Annotated in this window: 20 protein-coding genes; 9 read left to right on the top strand and 11 right to left on the bottom strand. The window is 70.4% G+C overall.

The window, feature by feature from the left end:
* Positions 1–48: 48 nt before the first annotated feature.
* On the top strand, positions 49–600 hold the full coding sequence (locus tag NBY69_RS32795) for a GNAT family N-acetyltransferase (protein WP_250305589.1): 552 nt from the start codon (positions 49–51) through the stop codon (positions 598–600).
* Positions 601–627: 27 nt separating this feature from the next.
* Here the strand turns inward: NBY69_RS32795 and NBY69_RS32790 are convergent, their stop codons facing one another.
* On the bottom strand, positions 628–1,479 hold the full coding sequence (locus tag NBY69_RS32790; RefSeq protein WP_250305588.1) for a class I SAM-dependent methyltransferase: 852 nt from the start codon (positions 1,477–1,479) through the stop codon (positions 628–630).
* Between the two features lie 47 nt (positions 1,480–1,526).
* Here NBY69_RS32790 and NBY69_RS32785 point away from each other — a divergent pair, with 47 nt between their 5' ends.
* Together NBY69_RS32785 and NBY69_RS32780 are read left to right on the top strand one after the other, a co-directional pair.
* Positions 1,527–2,105, top strand: coding sequence for a helix-turn-helix domain-containing protein (locus NBY69_RS32785; protein WP_250305587.1), 579 nt, complete (start codon positions 1,527–1,529; stop codon positions 2,103–2,105).
* A 76-nt stretch (positions 2,106–2,181) separates the two neighbouring features.
* Positions 2,182–2,898: an SDR family oxidoreductase gene (locus NBY69_RS32780; RefSeq protein ID WP_250305586.1), complete on the top strand. Its 717-nt coding sequence runs from the start codon at positions 2,182–2,184 to the stop codon at positions 2,896–2,898.
* 51 nt (positions 2,899–2,949) lie between these two features.
* Here the strand turns inward: NBY69_RS32780 and NBY69_RS32775 are convergent, their stop codons facing one another.
* From NBY69_RS32775 to NBY69_RS32745, 7 genes are all read right to left on the bottom strand, one after another.
* On the bottom strand, positions 2,950–4,575 hold the full coding sequence (locus NBY69_RS32775; RefSeq protein WP_250305585.1) for a type IV secretory system conjugative DNA transfer family protein: 1,626 nt from the start codon (positions 4,573–4,575) through the stop codon (positions 2,950–2,952).
* Position 4,576: 1 nt separating this feature from the next.
* Positions 4,577–5,989, bottom strand: a complete 1,413-nt coding sequence (locus tag NBY69_RS32770) for an ATP-binding protein (protein WP_250305584.1) — start codon at positions 5,987–5,989, stop codon at positions 4,577–4,579.
* 10 nt (positions 5,990–5,999) lie between these two features.
* Positions 6,000–7,550, bottom strand: coding sequence for an SCO6880 family protein (locus NBY69_RS32765; protein WP_250305583.1), 1,551 nt, complete (start codon positions 7,548–7,550; stop codon positions 6,000–6,002).
* The gene (locus tag NBY69_RS32760) at positions 7,547–8,896 is read right to left on the bottom strand and encodes a hypothetical protein (protein WP_250305582.1); all 1,350 of its coding nucleotides are present in this window, start codon (positions 8,894–8,896) and stop codon (positions 7,547–7,549) included. Before NBY69_RS32760 ends, NBY69_RS32765 begins: the two co-directional genes overlap by 4 nt.
* The gene (locus tag NBY69_RS32755) at positions 8,886–9,737 is read right to left on the bottom strand and encodes a hypothetical protein (RefSeq protein ID WP_250305581.1); all 852 of its coding nucleotides are present in this window, start codon (positions 9,735–9,737) and stop codon (positions 8,886–8,888) included. The genes NBY69_RS32760 and NBY69_RS32755 overlap by 11 nt, the downstream gene beginning before the upstream one ends.
* 156 nt (positions 9,738–9,893) lie before the next feature.
* A complete protein-coding gene (locus NBY69_RS32750) occupies positions 9,894–10,202 on the bottom strand; it encodes a hypothetical protein (RefSeq protein WP_250305603.1) in 309 nt (102 codons plus the stop codon).
* Positions 10,203–10,585: 383 nt separating this feature from the next.
* Complete coding sequence (locus tag NBY69_RS32745; protein WP_250305580.1) at positions 10,586–10,831, bottom strand: DUF397 domain-containing protein; 246 nt, start codon at positions 10,829–10,831, stop codon at positions 10,586–10,588.
* A gap of 240 nt (positions 10,832–11,071) precedes the next feature.
* Here NBY69_RS32745 and NBY69_RS32740 point away from each other — a divergent pair, with 240 nt between their 5' ends.
* The 3 genes from NBY69_RS32740 to NBY69_RS32730 all read left to right on the top strand — a co-directional run bounded on the left by NBY69_RS32740 (position 11,072) and on the right by NBY69_RS32730 (position 14,976).
* Entirely contained in the window at positions 11,072–12,982 is a 1,911-nt protein-coding gene (locus NBY69_RS32740) for a serine/threonine-protein kinase (RefSeq protein ID WP_250305579.1), read from the top strand.
* Between the two features lie 36 nt (positions 12,983–13,018).
* Positions 13,019–14,026, top strand: a complete 1,008-nt coding sequence (locus tag NBY69_RS32735; RefSeq protein ID WP_250305578.1) for a bifunctional lytic transglycosylase/C40 family peptidase — start codon at positions 13,019–13,021, stop codon at positions 14,024–14,026.
* A 245-nt stretch (positions 14,027–14,271) separates the two neighbouring features.
* Positions 14,272–14,976 carry a phosphatase PAP2 family protein gene (locus NBY69_RS32730; protein WP_250305577.1) on the top strand — a complete coding sequence of 235 codons (705 nt, stop codon included), beginning with the start codon at positions 14,272–14,274 and terminating at the stop codon, positions 14,974–14,976.
* Here NBY69_RS32730 and NBY69_RS32725 read toward each other — a convergent pair.
* Complete coding sequence (locus NBY69_RS32725; RefSeq protein WP_250305576.1) at positions 14,938–15,918, bottom strand: YihY/virulence factor BrkB family protein; 981 nt, start codon at positions 15,916–15,918, stop codon at positions 14,938–14,940. The genes NBY69_RS32730 and NBY69_RS32725 overlap by 39 nt on opposite strands.
* A 192-nt stretch (positions 15,919–16,110) precedes the next feature.
* Positions 16,111–17,703 (bottom strand): FAD-binding oxidoreductase, encoded by a 1,593-nt coding sequence (locus NBY69_RS32720; protein WP_250305575.1) that lies wholly within the window; start codon positions 17,701–17,703, stop codon positions 16,111–16,113.
* Positions 17,704–18,095: 392 nt separating this feature from the next.
* Between NBY69_RS32720 and NBY69_RS32715 the strand changes: the two genes are divergently transcribed.
* Together NBY69_RS32715 and NBY69_RS32710 are read left to right on the top strand one after the other, a co-directional pair.
* Complete coding sequence (locus NBY69_RS32715) at positions 18,096–18,917, top strand: hypothetical protein (protein ID WP_250305574.1); 822 nt, start codon at positions 18,096–18,098, stop codon at positions 18,915–18,917.
* 82 nt (positions 18,918–18,999) lie between these two features.
* Complete coding sequence (locus NBY69_RS32710) at positions 19,000–19,227, top strand: hypothetical protein (protein WP_250305573.1); 228 nt, start codon at positions 19,000–19,002, stop codon at positions 19,225–19,227.
* 87 nt (positions 19,228–19,314) lie between these two features.
* Here NBY69_RS32710 and NBY69_RS32705 read toward each other — a convergent pair whose 3' ends face one another.
* The gene (locus NBY69_RS32705; RefSeq protein WP_250305572.1) at positions 19,315–19,662 is read right to left on the bottom strand and encodes a metal-sensitive transcriptional regulator; all 348 of its coding nucleotides are present in this window, start codon (positions 19,660–19,662) and stop codon (positions 19,315–19,317) included.
* Positions 19,663–19,886: 224 nt separating this feature from the next.
* On the opposite strand from NBY69_RS32705, the gene NBY69_RS32700 reads away from it, so the two are divergent.
* Entirely contained in the window at positions 19,887–20,507 is a 621-nt protein-coding gene (locus tag NBY69_RS32700) for a DUF47 domain-containing protein (RefSeq protein WP_250305571.1), read from the top strand.

Raw genomic sequence — 20,507 nt, 5'->3', positions numbered from 1 at the left:
CGAAAAAACTGTGTGCGGTGGTCGTGAAGCCTCTGGAACGATCCCACGATGGATTACTTGATACGTCCGGTACGGGCCGAGGAGTGGCTGAAGGTCAAAGAGCTGCGGCTGATGGCTCTGGAGGACCCCGCGGCGCCGGTCGCGTACCTCGAAACCCGTGCACAGGCCGTCGCCAGGCCCGATTCCTTCTGGCAGGACCGTGCGAAGGGCGCTTCGCACGGTGGTGACGCCCGGCAGTTCGTCGCGGAGAACAAGAACGGTGAGCGGACCGGCACGGTGGTCGTGCTGGTCGAGCCCGCCGGCACCGAGAGTGTCCTCGGCGCGGCGAGCTCCGTGACCCAGGCGCATCTGGTCGGCGTCTACGTGCGCCCCGAGTTCCGTGGAACCGGTCTCACGGAACAGCTCTTCCGCAGCGCGATCGAGTGGGCCTGGTCACTGGATGCCCCGAAGCTGGAGCGGGTACGGCTGTTCGTGCACGCGGCGAACGGGCGGGCTTCCGGCTTCTACCGGAAGTTCGGCTTCGCACCGTCCGGGGTGACCGTTCCCGCCCCCGGCTCCTCGGGCGGGCGGGAAGTGGAGATGGTGCTCGGGCGGCCGTAACCGCAGTGGGGCCGCCCCGTCGGGCGGTCAGGGTCGGCGGGCCGCCCAGGTGGTCCGGGTGGTCCGGACAGTGAGGTCTTCGCGCCGCTGGATGCTGTGGGGGCCTCCGTCGGCGAGAACCGTGTCGAGTGTGGCCAGGTCCTCGGCGGACAGCTGCCCGTCGAGGCGGGAGCGCATCCTCCCCAGGCACACCTGGGCGTAGCGGGCGGCAGCGGCAGGCAGCGGAGCGGGCAGGTCGATCGTGAAGAGGCGCTTGGTGTCCAGCACGAAGCCCGCGCGGGCCAGGTGATCGGTCCAGTCGACGGCCGGGCCCTGGTTCAGCGTGGCGTGTACACGGGCTTCCAGCCCGGGGCGGCCCATGCCCAGGTCGTCGGGCAGGAAGCGGGGGAAGAAGTCCATCTCGGTCACGGCCAGGAGACCGCCCGGCCGCAGGGCGTCGAACGCTCCGGCCAGCACGCGGTCGGGGTCGGCCATGTGATGCAGCGACGAGGCCGCCCAGACCAGGTCGTAGGTGCCGGACTCCGGCCAGTCCTCGTTCAGATCGGCCTGGAGGCCCCGGACCCGGTCGGCGAGGCCGAGGGCGGATGCCTTCTTCGACAACCGGTGGAGCATGTGCGGGGAGAGATCCACGCCTGTCACGTCGGCCTGCGTGAAGCGCCGTGCCAGCGCGATGGCGCCGGTCCCGGTCCCACTGCCCAGATCGAGGATGCGGCCGGGTTCCCGGTCGCTCAATTCGTCCAGCCAGGCAGTCAGCTCCGACAGGTAGGCAGCCAGAACCGCGGCGTCCAGTTCCAGAACCTCGGCCATGACGGCAGCGTCGGCGTCGGCCCCGCCATGGCCGTGGTGCGCGTGGGCGGCGTGCGTATCGGTGGTGTTCATACGCCGACGATAACGCTGCCTTGCGTGTAACGCGTACAGTCTTGCGTATGACGCAAGAAAGCGATTTGGACAGTACGGTCCGCATGCGCATCAGGAGCCTGCGGCAGGCACGCGGCTGGTCTCTCGACAGCCTCGCCGAGCGCGCCTTCCTGAGCCCTTCCACCCTGAGCCGGATCGAGACCGGGCACCGGCGCATCAGCCTGGACCAGCTGACCTCGCTGGCGCGTGCGCTGGGCGTCTCGCTCGATCAGCTGGTGGAGACCGTCACCGATGACGACGTCGTGATCAGGCCTCAGCGCGACGATCATCGCGGAGTGACCACCTGGCTGCTGAACCGTGGTTCGGGTCCGGGTGGGATCACCGTCGCCAGGATGCGCATCACGGAAGAGGTGAAGGGCAAGGGGGCTGATCAACTCGGAGTGCACCCGGGTACGGACTGGTTCACGGTCCTCTCGGGGACCGTCACGCTGATCCTCGGCGAGCGCGCTATCCGGGTCGAGACCGGCCAGGCGGCCGAGTTCTCGACGATGGTTCCGCACGCGATCAAGGCACACGGCGGACCGGCGGAAATCCTGTGCATCCTCGATCACGACGGACGGCGCACCCACCTCCACCCCCCGATGTGAACGGGGCCGGGACCTCGGGTTGCCAGGTACAAACTGTCCCTGGCAGAACGGTCGCAGCGGGGGAATGCTGGGTGTCATGAACGAGCGAACGGCACTGGTCACCGGTGCCAACAAAGGCATCGGCAGACACATCGCCGCCCAACTCGCCGCAGAGGGCTTCACGGTGTACGTGGGCTCCCGCGACGCCGGGCGCGGGCAGCGGGCTGCCGAGGAGATCGGCGGCGGCGCCCGCCTGCTGGTCCTCGACGTGACGGACCCCGACAGCGTCGCCGAGGCCGCGGCCCAGGTGGAGCACTTGGACGTCCTGGTCAACAACGCGGGCATCTCGCCCTCGCTCGCCCCGCCGGCCGAGTCCGGTGCCGAGGAGTTCCGGCGCACGTACGAGACGAACGTGTTCGCGGTCCTGGAGGTCACCAACGCCTTCCTGCCCGCCCTGCGACGGTCCGCGCACCCGCGGATCGTCAACATCTCCAGTGGCACCGCGTCGCTCACCTGGAGCACGAGCCCCAACCCTCAGTTCACCCCGGGACACGGCGGCGGTGCGGCCTACCGGTCGTCCAAGACCGCCCTGAACGCCCTGACCGTCTTCTACGGACAGACGCTGGCCGAGGAGGGCTTCAAGGTCAACGCGCTCGCTCCTGGCCTGCGTGCCACCGAGCTCAACCCCCGGGCCGCTGCCACCGGTGGGGATCCGGCCGAGGCTGCCCGGGGTGCTGTCCGGCTGGCGCTCCTGCCGGACGCGGGCCCCACCGGCGGGTTCTTCTCCTGGGACGGGACCCCCGTGCCGTGGTGAGCGTGCAGAGGTCGTGAGCGCTCAGCTGCTGCCCCCGATTGCCGGTCGGGCTTACGCCCGGTCCAGGTGCGGCCAGCGGCTGTGGGCCTGTTCGGGTGAGCGGAGCAGGGCCAGCGCGTGCAGCCCCTGTTCCCGGCCGGTCGCCAGGAGCTCCGGGAGCTGGGGGAGCGGGGCCACGGCCGCGATGTCGTCGAGGACGAGCGCCATTGGTGGGTCGAGCCGACCGTCAGTTGACCTTGCAGCCAAGCGGCGGCCGTGCCCGACCACGTGTGAGGCGAGTGCGGTGAGCAACGGCATCGCGCCGGGGCGCGTACGCGGGTCCTCGATTGCTTCACCCACCAGATAGAGAGTGCCCCCCTCGTGGATGAATGATTCCAGCGTGACCGTGTCGGTTCTGTTGGGTGTGCATGTCTCACGGATGTGGACCGTGGAGAGTGCGCTGAGCGCGCGTACCGTCAACTGCTGTGCGACGTCCCGGCGTTCCGGGTGGGCGGTGAGTGCCGATTCCAGCAGTCCGGCCGCGCCGCTCGATGCCTTGCTGTGGGTGCGGAGGATCCGTACGGGTTCATGGGCCGAGCCCGCGCCCTGGGCCCAGCGGTGCACCTGCTTGAAAGGGCGGCCGTCTATGGCGGCGGCGTGCAGCCAGCTCTGCAGGAGCGTCTCCGCGGTGTCCGCCATGGTGGCGTCGATCCGGGCCTGCGGGCGTACCGGCGCGAGCAGCGCGACTGCTCGGGCCGCGGCCGTCTCCATGTCTTCGCAGCCGCTGGTGGGGGACCAGTGGAGCCGGGCCGGGGTGTCGCAGACATGACCGGGGTCGTAGACGAGTACGGGGCCGAGTTTGGCCCGTGCGTCCTTGGTCTCCGCCCAGACCGAGGGCGACGAGGTGACGACGAGTGCGGGCCCGGCGGCATCACGTACGGCCTGGACGGCGGCGTTCCTGCGGGACTCGGCGGGACCGAAGTGGATGCCCCGGTCGGACAGTTCGGGGGGCGGATCCGCGACGGTGGGCGTGCGCGCGGGTACGGGGGCGACGGCTCCGAGCGCCGTGGCTTCTACCGCTTCGGCTTCGACCGCGCCGAATTCCACGGGTGCGGGAGCGGGTGCGGGAGCAGGGGCTGGGGAGGTGCCTGCTGCGGCTGTTCCGTCCGGGCCGGCTGGGGTCTCGTGCCGTACGGGGAACTGCCCGGTGACGGGCTGCCAGGCGGGGAACTGTTCCGTGGAGCCGGAGCCGGAGCCGGAGCCGGGGCCGAGGTCGGCCGGTTCTGCCGCGGCGGTTCGTTGCGCGGTGCGGAGTGCTCGCCAGCGGGTCACGGTGCCCACCACGAAGACCGTCAGGACCAGCAGGATCAGCAGCTCGCCGACCAGCAGGCCCCAGAAGAGTCCGTACCCCGGGAGCTGGGACGGCGGGGTGTCCGGCCAGGCCGCCGCCAGGTCGTGCGGGGAGCCCGCCAGTTGGCGGATCGCGACCGGGGTGTGCGCGACGGACACGGAGTCCGGCCAGGCACCGTGGGTGAGTACCCCCGACAGACCCGCCGCGAGCCAGACCAGGAGGGTCAGGCCCAGCAGAAGGACGATCAGCCCGATCAGCAGCCCGTCCGGAATGCCGCGCGGCTGGGGCGGCGGTGGCGGCCGGCGCCGGTCGGGCTGGTGGGGCTGGTGGGGCTGGGTGGAGTACATATCAGGCCACCGTCGACTCGGAGGACTCGTTCAGCTGCTTCTCGATCCTGGCCGCCCGTTCCTCCGCCTCCGTTTCCAGCTGTATGGCCAGCGCGTCGTCGGCATCCGGTGTGGACGACTCCGTCATGGCGCGGTCGGTGAAGACCAGCGGGCGTTCCGCCTCGGTGATCAGGTGTTTGACGACCTGTACGTTGCCGTTGACGTCCCAGACCGCGATGCCGGGCGTCAGCGTGGGGATGATCTCGACCGCCCAGCGGGGCAGGCCCAGCACCCGGCCGGTCGCTCTCGCCTCGTCGGCCTTCTGCGCGTAGATGGTCCGGGTCGACGCCATTTTCAGGATCGCCGCGGCCTCCCGGGCCGCCGCGCCGTCCACCACGTCGGACAGGTGGTGCACCACCGCCACGAACGACAGCCCGAGGCGTCGGCCGAACTTCAGCAGACGCTGGAAGAGCTGCGCCACGAAGGGGCTGTTGATGATGTGCCACGCCTCCTCCACCAGGAAGATGCGCTTCTTGCGGTCGGGGCGGATCCAGGTGTGTTCCAGCCAGACGCCGACGATGGCCATCAGGATCGGCATCGCGATGGAGTTCCGGTCGATGTGCGACAGGTCGAAGACGATCAGTGGTGCGTCCAGGTCGATGCCGACGGAGGTCGGGCCGTCGAACATGCCGCGCAGGTCGCCGTCGACCAGTCGGTCCAGGACCAGGGCCACGTCCAGGCCCCAGGCCCGTACGTCGTCTATGCCGACGTTCATCGCCTCCGCCGACTCCGGTTCCGGATGGCGGAGCTGTTCGACGATGTCGGTGAGGACCGGCTGGCGTTCCACGATCGTCTCGTTGACGTAGGCGTGCGCCACCTTGAGCGCGAAGCCGGAGCGTTCGTCCAGGCCGTGGCCCATCGCGACTTCGATGATCGTACGGAGCAGGGCGAGCTGGCCGGTCGTCGCGATCGCCGGGTCCAGCGGATTGAGGCGGATGCCGTGGTCGAGCGCGGCCATCGCGTCGAGGCGGATGGGCGTGATGCCCAACTGCTGGGCGATGAGGGCCCATTCGCCCGCGCCGTCCTCGCCCTGGGCGTCCAGGACGACCACCTGCCGGTCCTTGAAGCGGAGCTGGCGCAGGACGTACGTCTTCTCCAGCGAGGACTTGCCGTTGCCGGACTCGCCGAGGACCAGCCAGTGCGGGGCGGGCAGCTGCTGTCCGTACAGCTGGAAGGGGTCGTAGATGTACCCCTTGCCCGAGTACACCTCGCGGCCGATGATCACGCCCGAGTCGCCGAGGCCGGGGGCGGCGGTCGGCAGGTAGACGGCCTGGGCCTGGCCCGTCGACGTACGGACGGGGAGCCGGGTCGTCTCCACCTTGCCGAAGAGGAACGCGGCGAAGGCGTCGGTGACGGCTGACATCGGATCTCGCATGACAGAGCCCCTATCGGCGGATGCCGGTCGCGAACGGCAGCGTATTCACAAAGGCCCTGTGGTGCTCGCGGTCGCACCATTCGAGCTTCAGATACGACTTGCCGGCCGATGCGCGGATGGTCCGCTTGTCGCGGGCCAGTGCTTCGGGTGAGCGGGAGGACACCGTGATGTACCCGACCAGATTGACGCCCGCCGCACCACTGGCGAGGTCTTCGCCACGCTGGTCGAGGCGGCCGTGGGACGCGATGTCGCGCGGGTCGACGGTCCGGTTCATCTTGGCGGCGCGGGAGGCCTCGGCCTCGTCGTTGGTCTTCTCCGTCAGCATGCGCTCGATGGCGACCTCGGTCGGTTCGAGGTCCATGCAGACCGCGACCGTGCGGATCACGTCCGGGGTGTGGACGAGCAGCGGGGCCAGGAAGTTGACGCCGACGGGGGTCATCGGCCACTCCTTCACCCAGGCCGTGGCATGGCACCAGGGGGCGCGGGTGGAGGATTCGCGGGTCTTCGCCTGGAGGTAGGTGGGCTCCATGGCGTCGAGCTCGGCGGGCCAGGCGTTGCGCTTGGTCATCGCCTGGATGTGGTCGATGGGGTGGTCGGGGTCGTACATCGAGTGCACCAGCGAGGAGAGGCGGCCCTGGCCGAGCGGCTGGCGCACTCGGATGTCGGCCTCGGCGAGCCGGGCGCAGATGTCGGTGAGTTCGCGGGCCATGACGACCGCGAGTCCGGCGTCCCTGTCCAGCCTGCGGCCTGCTGTGGGGCGGGCGGCGCGGGCCATCGCGTGTGCTTCGGAGGCCAGTTCGCGGGTGAAGTGCATACAGGCCACGAGATAGGCACGGTGCTGCTCGCTCGATGTGGAGACCATCGAGGCGAGCTGGTCGTACGAGTCCTGGAGCCAGCCGGGGGCGCGGGGATCGCCGCGCTGGGCGACGTCCTTGGCGTGGGCGTCCGGGTCCGCGGGGAGCGTGCGGGCCAGGATCTGGAGGCGGGTCACGAAGCCGTCGCCGTTGGCGACATGCTTCAGCAGCGTGCCGAAGCGGTCGACCAGGGCTTCCTGGTCCTCGGAGTCGCGCAGCCCGACGCCGGGGCCCTCGATCTCGATGGCGGCGGTGACGGTACGCCGGTCGGCGTGCAGCAGTACGGCGATCTCGTCGGGGCCGAAGGGGGCGGCCAGCCAGTTGATCCGGCCGATGCCGGGGGGCGGTCCGACCTCGACCTCGCGGCCGTCGAGCCCGGTGCCCGCCTCCATGGCGGGGGCGCGGTAGGCGGTGCCGCGGCGCAGGGAGCGCTTGTAACTGCGGTTGATCTCGAACCACTTGTAGAACGTGCGGTGCTTGTACGGGACGTACACCGCGGCGAGGGCCAGCATCGGGAACCCGGTCAGGGTCACGATGCGCAGCGGCAGGACGGGGACGAGCAGTCCGCACATCATGCCGAGGAAGGCGCCCGCGATGATCAGTGCGATCTCGCCCGTCTCGCGGTTCTTGCCGACGATGGCTGAGGGCCGGGCGCGGCCGATCAGATACGTGCGGCGGGGCGCGACCGGCTGGGCCTGGGTCGTCAACGCCCTCCACCTCCTGTGCCGTTGTTACGTGTGCTGTGGGTTCCGGTGCTGCTGGGCTTGGTACGCGGCGGGGACGCGGCGTTGGGGACCTTTCCGCTGCCGCCGCCCTGGCCGCCGCCCGAACCGCCGCGGTTGCTGTGGGCCGCGACGCCGCCGGACACCGGGTTGGCGGGGCGCCCGCCCTGGCCGCCTCCACCGCCCCCGCCTTCGTTGCCGTTTCCGCCGCGGCTGCTGTGGGTCTTGATGCCCTGGGACACGAGCGCGGCGGGCGAGCTGATCATGGCGGCGGCCTGGGAGCCGTCGGTGGCGGACTTGCGGTTCGTACGGGAGGCGGCGACCTCGTCACCGAAGCCGGGCACGAAGCGGTAGATCATGCCGCTGGCGAAGATGGCGAGCAGGATGATCGCCAGCCCGGACACGACGGCGGAGAAGGAGTTGGGGCCCTTGTCGGAGGAGAGAGCGCCGGCGAGCCCGAGCACGATCACGATGACCGGTTTGACCATGATCACCGCGATCATGATGCCGGCCCAGCGGCGGACGTGGCCCCACATGTTCTTGTCGACCAGGCCTGCGTAGACGACGGTGCCGAGGAGGGCGCCCGCGTAGAGGAGAGCGGCCCGGATGACGAGCTCCAGCCAGAGCACGCCGGCGGCGAGGATCGAGACCAGGGAGGTCACGATCAGCATGATCGGACCGCCGCCGATGTCCGAGCCCTTCTTGAGCGCCTCGGCGAAGGAGCCGAAGAAGACGTCGTTCTGGCCGCCGGTGGAGGAGGCGATGACGTCGGTGACGCTGTCGGTCGCCGATACGAGGGTGTAGAGGATCAACGGGGTGAAGGCGGAGGCGATGACGGTCAGCCAGAGGAACCCGACGGCCTCGGAGAGCGCGGTGGTGAGCGGTACGCCGCGGACGGCGCGCTTGGCCACGGCGAGCAGCCAGAGGACGAGCGTGAGGATGGTGGAGGCGGCGAAGACGACGGCGTACTGACGGAGGAAGGAGCTGTTGGTGAAGTCGACGTTGGCGGTGCTCTTGACGGCCTCGGACAGCTTGCCGACGATCCAGGCCGCGGCGTCGGCGCAGCCCTTTGCGAGGGAGGAGAGGGGGTCGAGGGTGTCGGCTGCGGGGGTGTTGTTGGAGGAGACACTGCCCGCGTCGCCCTCGCAGATGTCGTGAGCGCGGCCACGGATCAGGTCGCAGGCACTGTTGCTCGCACTGGGGCTCGGACTCGGGCTCGCGCCCGGTGACGGCGCTGCGGCCGCGCGGGTCGCCAGCAGGATGGCCGTTGTCTGTACGGCTGCCGCCATGGAGGCCAGCGAGAGTGCACGGCGAGAGTGCTTACCTGGCATACGTGAACCCTCCGAACTCTTTCACGGCGTCAGCCATGTCCTGGGCACTGGAGGCGGTTTGGTCGTGGCCTACCGGCACCGGACCATCCTTCTGGCTGGAGTCCGTGACTCTCCAGTCACCGTTGATCCACTTCAGTTCGAAGGTGTTCGTGTACCAGCTCTCGGACACGGGGTTGGTGGAGCCTTCACCTGCCAGTCCGAACAATGCGGAGTACCAGACCGAGACGCTGGCCGTGTCTCCGGAGATCTTGACGGTCCTGGCACCAGCGGGGTTGGTGCGGGAGACGAAGGTCATGCCTGTGGGCGCGGAGCCGTCGGCTTTGAGCCCGATGCTCGTCAGGAACTTCCCGCCCGAGTACACCCGGTCGAGATCGGTCAGCTGGACGGCTGCCACGTCGGGCGCGTACACCGCGTTCACGATCTTGTGACGGGTGTCCTCCTTGAACATCCCGTCGGACCCGAGCGCCACCGCGTAGTTCGCCGCCGCGCTCTGTGCCCCCTGGCTGGTATGCGCGAAGCCGGAGGCGATCCCTCCGCTCTTCCCCGTCACGGGCTTCACGCCCGAAGCCGCCGTGGAGTCCGATCCCGGTCTCTTCGAGCCGCTGCTGTCCGTCGACGTGCCGTCGCCGTTGCCCCGGTTGGCGAAGGCGATGGCCGCGATCAGCAGCACCACCACGCCCACGACCGTCACGAGGGAGCGCGAGGCCCGTACGGGCCGTCGGCCGTTCCCGTAGACGTCGCCGCCGCCGTCGGGCAGTCGCGTACGGGTCTGGCCCGTGCCGCCGATGCCTTCGGTGCGGCCCGCGTCGCTGCCGTAGTCGTGCTCGTCGCCGAGACTCATGCCGCGGACGCCCCCTCAACCGTTTGCCGTGTCGTGCAGTACGACGGTAACTGTGCTGGTTCCCGCGCGGGCGGGGTGTGGTGACTCGACATCAGGGATGCGCAACCTCTGAGTGGGCCGGGCATGCCCGGGGACAGCGGGACGGTTGAGGCGCGGTCAGACAGCCATCCCGTACACGATGGTGAAGACCGTTCCCAGTGAGCCGATGATGAATACGCCTGTGAGGCCGGCGACGATCAGACCCTTGCCCTGTTCCGCACTGAAGGTGTCCCGGAGTGCGGTGGCGCCGATACGTTGCTTGGCCGCACCCCAGATCGCGATGCCGAGGCAGAGGAGGATGGAGACCGCCATCACGACCTCGACCATGATCCGGGCCTCGTGTCCGAGGCTGCCGAACGGCCCCCAGTTGGGGGCGATTCCGCCGATGATGGTGCTGATGTCGCCCTTGTCGGCTGCCAGGTTCATGTAACTCACCGCCCCTATCCGGTAGTTCGTTCCCACGCCCTACTGCGTGGGGTACGCCCTATCTTCGCTGATGAAACTGCCTCCGTGTGTAGCCCGGCGGCTCTCTTTACCCGTATGCCCGCACGTTTGTCCGGTCATGTCGCCCTGACCTGCGACGCGAACCGGTGTGCAGTCGAACATGCATGGTTACTCTGTGTATCACGGAGAGTGACGCCGGGCAATGACGCCGCTGCGTGGGCTCAGCGGCTGTGCCGTTCGCCGGTGAGGTCGCGCCGGCTGCCGTGGTCGAGTACCGGCCGGAATGGCCGGAAGAGGTCGGCGCGCGGGCTCGGCACCCGGCCCGTCGATGGCCGGTGACGGGTGGCCGGTCGGGGCCTGTGCGCTCAGGCGGCCGGTCCCTGGCCGTCCAGCTCGGCGAAGTGGTCGAACTCGCCCGCCTGGACGCCCAGTACGAACGCGTCCCACTTCCGGCGTGTGGTCGTGACCACGTTCTCGGGGTCGCTGGTCTCGCGCAGGTGGACGAGGTCGTCCGCGCCGAACGCGACCTCGATCCAGGGGCCCGGCCCCTCTTCGCCCTCGGGCGCGGCGCGGATCCAGTCGAGGTCGGCGGGGATCGCGGAGTCGGACACGGGTCTCCCTCGGGTGTCGGTGCGAGCCGCCCGGGTGGGCGGCGGGGATACGGGTGGCCCCGTGGGGGGCCGGTGCTCTCGGTCGGTCCGATCGTACGGGCGGGAGCGGAGGTGATGTGGGGGCGGGATTCCCCCTTGGGTGAACAGGAGCCGGTACCGGCGGCACCGTGGGGGACGGCCGGTTCCAGGCGGCTCCAATGCCCCTTGATCACAGGGGAATCGACTGAAACAGTTGGCCCGGTGGACGCACTCAGACCGCAGGACCCGGCGCGAATAGGCGCGCACGTACTTCTCGCCAGGCTCGGGGCGGGCGGTATGGGGCAGGTCTATCTGGGGCGTTCGCCCGGCGGGCGGCTCGTCGCGATCAAGGTGATCCGGGAAGAGATCACCGATCACCCGGAGGCGCTGAGCCGGTTCCGGCGGGAGGCCGAGACCGTACGGGCGGTGCGCAGCGCGTACACCGCGAACCTCATCGACGCCTCGCTGAGCGCGCCGCCGTACTGGCTGGCCACCGAGTACGTGACGGGGCCGACGCTCAGTCATGCGGTCGGTGAGCGCGGGCCGTTCCCCGCCGCCACCTGCCGGGGCGTCTTCGCGGCGCTCGCCGAGGGGCTGGCCAGCGTGCACGCGTACGGGGTGACGCACCGTGACCTCAAGCCGCAGAACATCATCCTGTCCGCGCAGGGCCCGCAGCTGATCGACTTCGGGATCGCGCGCGGTACGGCGGACACGGCGCTCACCGAGACGGGCCTGGCTCCGGGGACGCCCGGGTTCGCCGCGCCCGAGGTGCTGATGACCAATCAGGTCGGTCCGGCGGCGGATGTCTTCGCACTGGGGGCGACCATGGCGTACGCGGCGACCGGGCGGGCGCCGTTCGGGGGCGGGCAGCCCGCCGGGATCGGCTACCGGGTCGTTCACGAGCCGATCGACGTGGCGGGGGTCGAGCCGGGGCTCGCGGCGCTGATCGAGTGGTGCGTGGCGAAGGACCCGGCGGCCCGGCCGACGCTCGCGGCGCTGATCGAACGGTGCGAGGTGCGGTCCGCGCTGGTGGACGACGCGTTCTACGGGCCGTTGGCGGGGCTGGGGGAGGCGGCGCCGGTGCGGCCCGTCGAGCCGGGGCCCCGGTCCGAGTCCGGTCAGCCGCAGGCCGCCCATCCGCAGGCCGCCCATCCGCAGGCCGCCCATCCGCAGACCGTCCACCCGCAGGCCGCCCATCCGCAGACCGTCCACCCGGTCGGGGTGGCCGAAGGCCCGCCGCCGGGTTCGCACGAGTTGCCCACCGCGACCGCGGCGGGGCAGCAGCCGCCGTACGCCCCCGGCCACCCGGCGACCCAGGTGTCGACCGGCGGCCCGGCGGCGAGCACGGCCCCCGGCCGTGCGCCCCGCCGCGGCACGGCGTGGATGGTGGCGGCGGCTCTGGTGGTGGCGGTCGGCGCGGGTGCCTTCGCCGTCGCGCAGCTGATGCCCGGCGGCAAGCCCGGCCACGGGACGTCGGACACGGGTGCGGACAAGGGCACGGACAAGGGCACGGGCAAGCCGTCCGGTCAGGCGTCGGCGGACGGCCGGGCGACGGACGAGGAGTCCGGGAAGCCGCCGGCGTACATCACGGACAACCGCATCTCGCTCGACCGGTGGGCCCTGTCCGAAGGACCCGACGGCACCATCCACGGGATGGGTGCGTGCAGTACCTTCGGCGGGGAGTCGAACCTTCCGGGCGAGTTCCAGAACTCGGTGCGCAACGCCAGTTCCGAGACCCTGCCGTACGTCTCGGACAAGGTGAAGATCGAGTTCCGCATCAAGTACGCCGACCTCAGCAGCAAGCGGCCGGTAGGTGCCCCGTACTACATCTCCGTCGGCGTGAAGCCGCCGCACGAGATCGACTTCCGTACGGGGAAACCGAACCTGCCCTATCCGGACAAGACCGTCGGCTACACGAGCAGACCCGTCGACGCCTACACGCACTGGCGGACGGGCGACTTCGTCACGCTGACGTACCCGGACGACTTCGAGAACCACGACATGAACGGCAACGTCTACGACAGCATCCCGGTCGGGAACGATCCCGGGGACTGGACCGTGGTCTTCTATCACGTCAAATCGACCCCAACGGATTACGCCAGCATCAGTTGTTCGGGCTTCCGGGTGAAGTAGGCGGTGAACCAGTCGTGAATGGGGGAGGGTTGAAGGATGCGTAAAGCGTTGGTGGTCAGCGGGATCGGGTTCGGGACGGGCCTGGGCTTCATCGGCCTGCTCCTCGTCGGTACGTACTCCGCCGCTGCCGGTCTCGGCGGCGCCGCGGGCAGTACGGTCGCGCTGGCCAAGGGGGCCGTGCCGAGCGCGTACCAGGAGATCGTGCAGAAGTGGGGCAATCTCTGTCCCTCCCTCAACCCTGCACTGCTGGCGGCGCAGTTGTACCAGGAGAGCGGCTGGGACCCGCAGGCCAAGAGCCCGGCCAACGCGCTCGGGATGGCGCAGTTCATCCCCGGCACCTGGGCCACGCACGGCATAGACGGGAACGGCGACGGCAAGAAGAACATCTGGGATCCGGCCGACGCGATTCCGTCAGCCGCCTCGTACGACTGCGAACTGGCCGGATACGTCAAGAACGTGCCGGGCGACCGGAGCGACAACATGCTGGCCGCGTACAACGCGGGTTCCTACGCCGTCATCAAGCACGGAGGCGTCCCGCCGTACCGTGAGACGCAGAACTACGTGAAGGTCATCCGGACCCTGGAGAAGAGTTTCGCCAGGCCCGTCAACGGTGTCGCCGCCTCGCAGCAGGCCGCCGCGGCCATCTACTACGCGCAGCAGAAGCTCGGCACGCCGTATCTCTGGGGCGGCACCGGTACGGCCGGTCAGGGCGGGCGGTTCGACTGCTCGGGGCTGACGCAGGCCGCGTACAAGAGTGTCGGGATCACGCTGCCGCGGGTGGCGAACGACCAGTACAACGCGGGGGCGCACCCGTCGCGCGACGAACTGCTCCCCGGGGACCTGGTCTTCTTCTCGAACGACCTCTCCAACTCGCGGGCCATTCACCACGTGGGGCTCTACGTGGGCGGCGGATACATGATCGACGCGCCGTACACCGGGTCGGTGATCCGGTTCGACAAGATCGATGCGCCGGACTACTTCGGCGCCACCCGCGTCACCAAGGATGGCGCGAATGCACTCCCGACACACCTGCCGGAAGCCTGAGAGGCCGCCGGAGACGCTCTGTTGCATGGCCTGAACTCACCGTGAGGCCCCCTTCCCTGAGCTGCGACGATGAGTCACTCTTCGATAACGTCCTGGTGATCTTTCGGTAGAGAGCGGAACGCCGTGGGTGTGCCGGGCGTTCCCTGAACTGGGACACCGGCAAGAGTGCGCACTGACCGCGGGGGTTGGTACAGCGGCATACACGGATGTACGCCGCGCAGTGGAGCAAAGGCAAGGGGCAGCAGATGGCTGGACTCGCAAGCGATGGGTCGACCCCTGATGTCGGTCTGCTCTACGACATCAACGGCCTCGCGAAGTCGGCGCCCGGCTGGCTGGACCGGGCGGTGGAGTTCATCGGCGAGTACGGGATCCTGCTCGCCCTGGTGCTGCTGGTCCTCGGCTGCTGGTGGAACGCGCGCAGGCAGCCCTGCGCCGAGTCGGCCGCGACGGCGGTCGCCGGGACCGTCTGGGCGCCGCTGGCCGCCGGGATCGCCGTCCTGGTGAACATCCCGATCCGTGGATTCGTCCAGCGGCCGAGACCGTTCGTCGAGCACCAGGGCCTCGACGTCCTGGTGAAGGGCAAGACGGACTACTCCTTCGTCAGCGACCACGCGACGCTGGCGATGGCGATCGCGGCCGGACTCTTCGTGGCGCACCGGAAGTTCGGGCTGGCGGCGATCGGTCTGGCGCTGGCCGAGGGGTTCTGCCGGGTCTTCATGGGAGTGCACTATCCGACCGACGTGGTCGGCGGGTTCGCACTGGGGACCGCGGTGACCCTGCTGCTCTCGGTGCCCGCGATGGCGTTGCTGACACCGGTGGTGCGAGCCGTGGCCGGCTCGGGGCGGGGCGCGGTGCTGGTGCGGTCCCGGCGGGTGCGGTCGCTGGCCGCCGCCGCGGTGGAGATCCCCGAGTCACGGTCGGAGTCGGGGCGCAACGACCTGGCCGCCTGACGGCCGGGTGGCGGTCTCCGCCGCCGCGCGGGAGAGTTCCGCGTTGAACTGGGCACCCGCCAGCAGCGCCAGGTTGGAGACCCAGAGCCAGACCAGGAACACCACCACCCCGGCCAGCGATCCGTACAGCCTGCTGTAGGTGCCGAAGCCCGTCGCGTACGCGGTGAAGCCCGCCGATGCGGTCAGCCAGAGCAGCGCCGCGAGCACGCCACCGGGCAGGCCCCGGTGGATGGTTCGGGCCGCGGGGGGTCCCGAGCGGAAGAGGATCAGGACCAGCAGCGCCACACAGCACAGCAGCGCGGGCCACTTGAGCAGGTCCCAGGCGTCCGTTCCGGCGTTGCCCAGGCCGAGCGCGTGGCCCAGCGACTGGGCCAGTGAACCGCTGAGTACCAGGACCAGCGCGCTCACCACGAGCAGCGCCAGCAGGATCACGGCCGTCAGCAGGATGCGGTGCGCCTTGCGCCAGGCGGGGCGTTCGTCCTTGACCGCGTACATGGAGTGCAGGGCGCGGCGGAAGACCGCCAGATAGCTGGAGGCGGACCACAGGGCGCTGAACGTGCCGCCGATCAGCACGGTCAGAGCGGCGGAGCGCTGGCCCGCCATACCGCTGAGGGCCTGGTGGAGCGCGGTGCCGGATTCGGCGGGGGCCCAGGAGCTGACGTCGGCGATGAGTTCGTCGGTGGTCGCGGGGGCGACCAGGTCGATGACGGAGATGGTGACGAGGAGCGCGGGGACGAGCGCGAGGATCGCGTAGTAGGTGAGGGCGGCGGCCCAGTCGGACACGTCCTCGTTCCACAGGGAGAGGGGAGTCCGGCGCAGGGCCGTCCGCCCGTGGGCCCAGGCGCCGGAGGAGCGGCCGGGGGCGGGCGCCGGGCCGCCGGAGCGGGGGAGCCGCGGCGGGGCCGGGCTGTCTCCGTCGTCCGGTGCCGTCCGCTGGTCCATGCTGTGCTGCTCCGCTCCGCCGATGTCCGATGTCCGTGGGGCCCATCGTGTCGTGCGCGGGAGGTGCCGTGTGCGTGCGGGCTCCGGTGGCTTCGTCGGTCACCGGGTTCACGTGATCACCGTTGGCCTGATCGCCGTCCGCCTGACCGGTTCGTGTCGCAGGGGTCCGCCCGCCCGCCCCGGCTCAGCCGCTCACAGTGCCTGCGGGAAGTCGAAGAGCCTGTCCGGGTCGTGCTGCTTCTTCAACTGCCCCAGCCGCGGCGCCGCATCCCCGTAGTACGCCTTCCGCCAGTCCGTCAGTTTCGGGTCGATGTAGTTCTGGTACGCGCCGCCCGAGACGTACGGCCGCATCGCCGTGTGGATGTCCGTCAGCCAGGCCTGCTGCGCGGTGCCCGCCGTGCCGGGGGGCCAGGAGGCGATGTACTGGGCCAGCACCCGTGAGCGCCGGTGGACGAACGCCGTCGCCGTCGGGGAGACCCGGTTGATCGCGCCGCCCAGCGCGGTGAGCGCGACCGCGCCGGAACCCGTCGTGGCGCTCAGCCGGGAGAAGGCCTGGGTGCGGGAGAGCAGGGCGTCGATCCCGGCCGCCGGGACCGTACGGTCGTAGAAGTCCGAGGCCGCCGCGTACGTTTCGCGCTGGAGCACGCCCCGGACGCCGCGGCCCGGCGTCGCGCCGGGCAGCCGGCACCGGTCCGCGCCGACGCTCGCGCAGCCCGCGTACGCGAGCATCGCCTCCTCGTAACTGTGGCGGCGCAGCGACACCGAGGAGGCGGAGGCGCCGGCCATGTCGGCGAGGCGGTCGACGGCGTTCTGCAGATCTCCGTACGTACCGAGGGAGAACGCGGCGACGGTGACCCCCGGGGTGGCGCCGCCCGATGCCGCCTCCAGATGCGCCGACGACCAGATCTCGTCGGCCTGTTCGGGGCCCCAGCGCTGCCAGGCGTCGATGACGGCGCGCGCGTTCGACCAGGGCCAGGAGAGATAGGCGGAGACCGTCTGCGGGGCGGGGTGGGTACGGAAGGTCAGCTCGGTGACGACGCCGAAGTTGCCGTTGCCCGCGCCGCGCAGCGCCCAGAAGAGGTCCTTGTTCTCCTTGGAGTTGGCCGTGAGGCGGGTGCCGTCGGCGGTGATCAGGGTGGCGGAGGTGAGGCTGTCGCAGGTCAGGCCGTACGCGCGGGAGGCGACGCCGTGGCCGCCGCCCAGCGTGAGACCGGAGATGCCGACGGTGGGGCAGGAACCGCCCGGTATCGCGCGGGAGCTCCGGCCGAGGGTCTCGTAGACGTCGGCGAGCTTGGCACCGGCGCCGATCGTGCCGTCGGCGGAGACGTGCGAGAGCTTCGACACGTCCACGACCAGGCGGCCGTTGCCGGACGACCAGCCGGCGTAGGAGTGCCCGCCGTTGCGGATCGAGACGGGGACGCCGTGCGCCCTGGCGTAGGCGAGGCACTCGCGGATGTCGGCCTCGCCCGCGACGTACGCGACGGCGGCGGGTTTCAGGCCGTCGTAACGGGTGTTGTAGAGCTGGCGTGCGGTGGGGTAGTCGGCGTCGCCGGGCCGGACGAGCTTGCCGTCGAGTCCCCGGGCGAGCGCGGTCCAGTCGGCCGCGGCGCTGGTCCTGGGACCGGGTACGGCGGTGGTGGTCGTGGTCCCGGTGGCCGACGTGGTCCCGGTGGCGGGGCCGCCCGTGGTCCCGGGCGGGCTGTTGTCGCCGGTGGCGCCGCTGCTGTCGCAGGCGACGGCGGTGGCCAGGACGGGGACTGCGGTGAGCAGGGTGCGACGATGCATGTGGGGCCTCCCGGTACGAGACGAGCGGCCGGGGCATCGGGGTTCCCTGCCCGGGGATGTTTCGCGCCGTCAGGTTCCGTGCCCCCCCGGACCGCGTGATCCGTCCCGTGACCGTTCCGCCGAGGGTCAGGTGTCCGCGGCGTGCTCCGCCGCGTCCGTACGCGCGCGGTCCCTCGACCGGCGAGCCGGACCGCGCCAGCCGCACACGCAGCGTGCCGTGCAGAAGGAACCGCGTTCCGAGGTGGTCGTGGTGTGGTCCCGGGCGTTCGGTGGGGGGTCGTGGTCGTGCACCCGTCCACGGTACTGGGGCGTGACGGCGATCCCCAGGCGTCGTTATGCGAAGCGGGCGGTCCACGGACGATTACTGGCCAGGCGTTGGGGGTCGGCAGACGATGGTGCAGCAGAACAGAGGCAGGGCCGGGGCGCTGGCCGGTGCCGCGTTCGCTCTGGTGGGGGTGGTGGGGGCCGCCGGTTGTTCCTCCCGGGCCGGGGCCTCGGCCGATGACCTGCACGGGGGACCCGACGCCGTACGGCAGGCCGCCGAGGTGCTGGCCAGGGCCGGGAGTTCCCGGACCAGCACGTCCATGACGATGGCGACCGGCGGCACCCGGGTGACCGTGCGGGGCACCGGCGGCTTCGACTTCAAGCGGCGGGCCGGACGGCTCCGGGTGGTGCTGCCGACGGACGCCGCCGGGGCCGAGGAGCACCCGCCGATCACCGAACTGCTGACGCCTGCCGCGGTGTACATGAAGAACCGGGGCGCGAACGTGCCCGCCGACCAGTGGGTCCGGGTCCGCCCCGCCGCGCTCGCCGACGGGAATCTGGTGACCAACGGGGCGACCGATCCGATGGTCGCGGCCGAGCTGCTGTGCGGGGCGCGCGAGGTGACGTACGCCGGTACGGAGGAGCTGGCCGGGACCCGGGTGCGGCACTACAAGGGGACCGCCGATCTGTCGGTGGCCGCCCGGAACGCCTCGCCGCAGGCCAGGCCGGTGCTGGCTGCCGCAGCGAAGGGGTTCGCCCGGCCCGTCGTCCCCTTCGACGCCTACTTCGACGTGAAGGGACGGCTGCGCAAGGTGCGCGAGACGTTCAGCTTCGCGAACCAGGGGCACACGGTCGGAGTGGCATCGACGACCCTGCTGTACGACTTCGGGGCGCCGGTGGCGTTCGCGCTGCCGCCCGCGGGCCGGATCTACGCCGGAACTGTCCAGTAGGAAATGGTCCGTCCGTGCCATGCGCGGGGTGTGGCCGCCTCCCTACGCTAGGAAGCCGACTGCGGCAGAAGGGGTGATCGCCATGCCTGGGGTACTGACCGTCCAGGAACACATCGCCCTCGTCGAGATCGAGCTGTGCGGTGAGTTGATGATCGCGGCCTCCGCCGCGATCGGGGACCGGCTCAGCCCGGACCGTATCGACGAGGTGCTCATGGTGGGGTCCGATACCTCGGTCGCCTGCCGAGGCCATGGGCGACGGGCGGGCACCGGGTGGGGTACGAGCGCCGGGTGGAGCACGGGCAGCTGCTGAGTCACGGCTGAGCGGAATGCCCGTCTCCGGCGTCGATTTTCGGCCACCCGGGGCCGACCGCCACGGTCGGCCCCGGGACCGGCCCTCTCACGTACGCAGCAGCCGCGCGATCGCCTTCGTCGCTTCCTCGACCTTCGCGTCGATCTCCTCGCCGCCCCGGACAGCGGCATCCGCCACGCAGTGGCGCAGGTGCTCCTCCAGCAGCTGGAGGGCGAAGGACTGCAGGGCCTTGGTGGAGGCCGAGACCTGCGTGAGTATGTCGATGCAGTAGACGTCCTCGTCGACGAGCCGCTGGAGGCCCCGGATCTGGCCCTCGATACGGCGCAGCCGCTTGAGGTGTTCGTCCTTCTGCTTGTGGTAGCCGTGCACGGCCGGCTCGCTGCCGGGCTCGTGTCCGGCGTGGTCGGGCGCGCCCGTCGCCTCGGTGGTCGTCATCGCGTCCTCCCGTTGTGGAACCGTTGTGAATGGTGATGACCCGTTGCCCCGAAAGGTCCTCGATACCCCTCGTGGGTATATGGTACCGATCCTTCCGAAAATCGGGGCGGGCCCCGTGCTGATCACTGTGCCCCATGGGCGACACTGAAGAATGCCGGTTAGCCGTGGCCGGATGATGCGCCTAGCATCAGCCTGACCGAATCCAGAGCACCCGAGGACCCCACGTGCGCTTTCGTCTGACCCCCAGGGAGACGAGCTTCTACGACATGTTTGCCGCGTCCGCGGACAACATCGTCACGGGCTCCAAGCTCCTCATGGAACTGCTCGGCGCGGACGCCTCCGCCCGGGTCGAGATCGCGGAGCGGATGCGGGCAGCGGAGCACGCGGGGGACGACGCGACTCACGCGATCTTCCACCAGCTCAACTCCTCCTTCATCACGCCGTTCGACCGCGAGGACATCTACAACCTCGCGTCGTGCCTCGACGACATCATGGACTTCATGGAGGAGGCCGTCGACCTCGTCGTGCTGTACCAGGTCGAGGAGCTGCCCAAGGGCGTCGAGCAGCAGATCGAGGTGCTGGCCAGGGCGGCCGTGCTGACCGCTGAGGCCATGCCGAGCCTTCGGACCATGAACAACCTCACCGAGTACTGGATCGAGGTCAACCGCCTGGAGAACCAGGCCGACCAGATCCACCGCAAGCTGCTCGCGCACCTCTTCAACGGCAAGTACGACGCCATGGAGGTGCTGAAGCTCAAGCAGATCGTGGACGTACTGGAAGAGGCGGCCGACGCGTTCGAGCACGTCGCCAACACGGTGGAGACCATCGCGGTCAAGGAGTCCTGA

Origin of the sequence: Streptomyces sp. A 4/2 (genome assembly GCF_940670765.1) — a bacterium.
Taxonomy (GTDB): domain Bacteria; phylum Actinomycetota; class Actinomycetes; order Streptomycetales; family Streptomycetaceae; genus Streptomyces.
The sequence above is the reverse complement of the archived record's forward strand: the minus strand, read 5'-3'. Positions and strand labels throughout refer to the sequence as shown.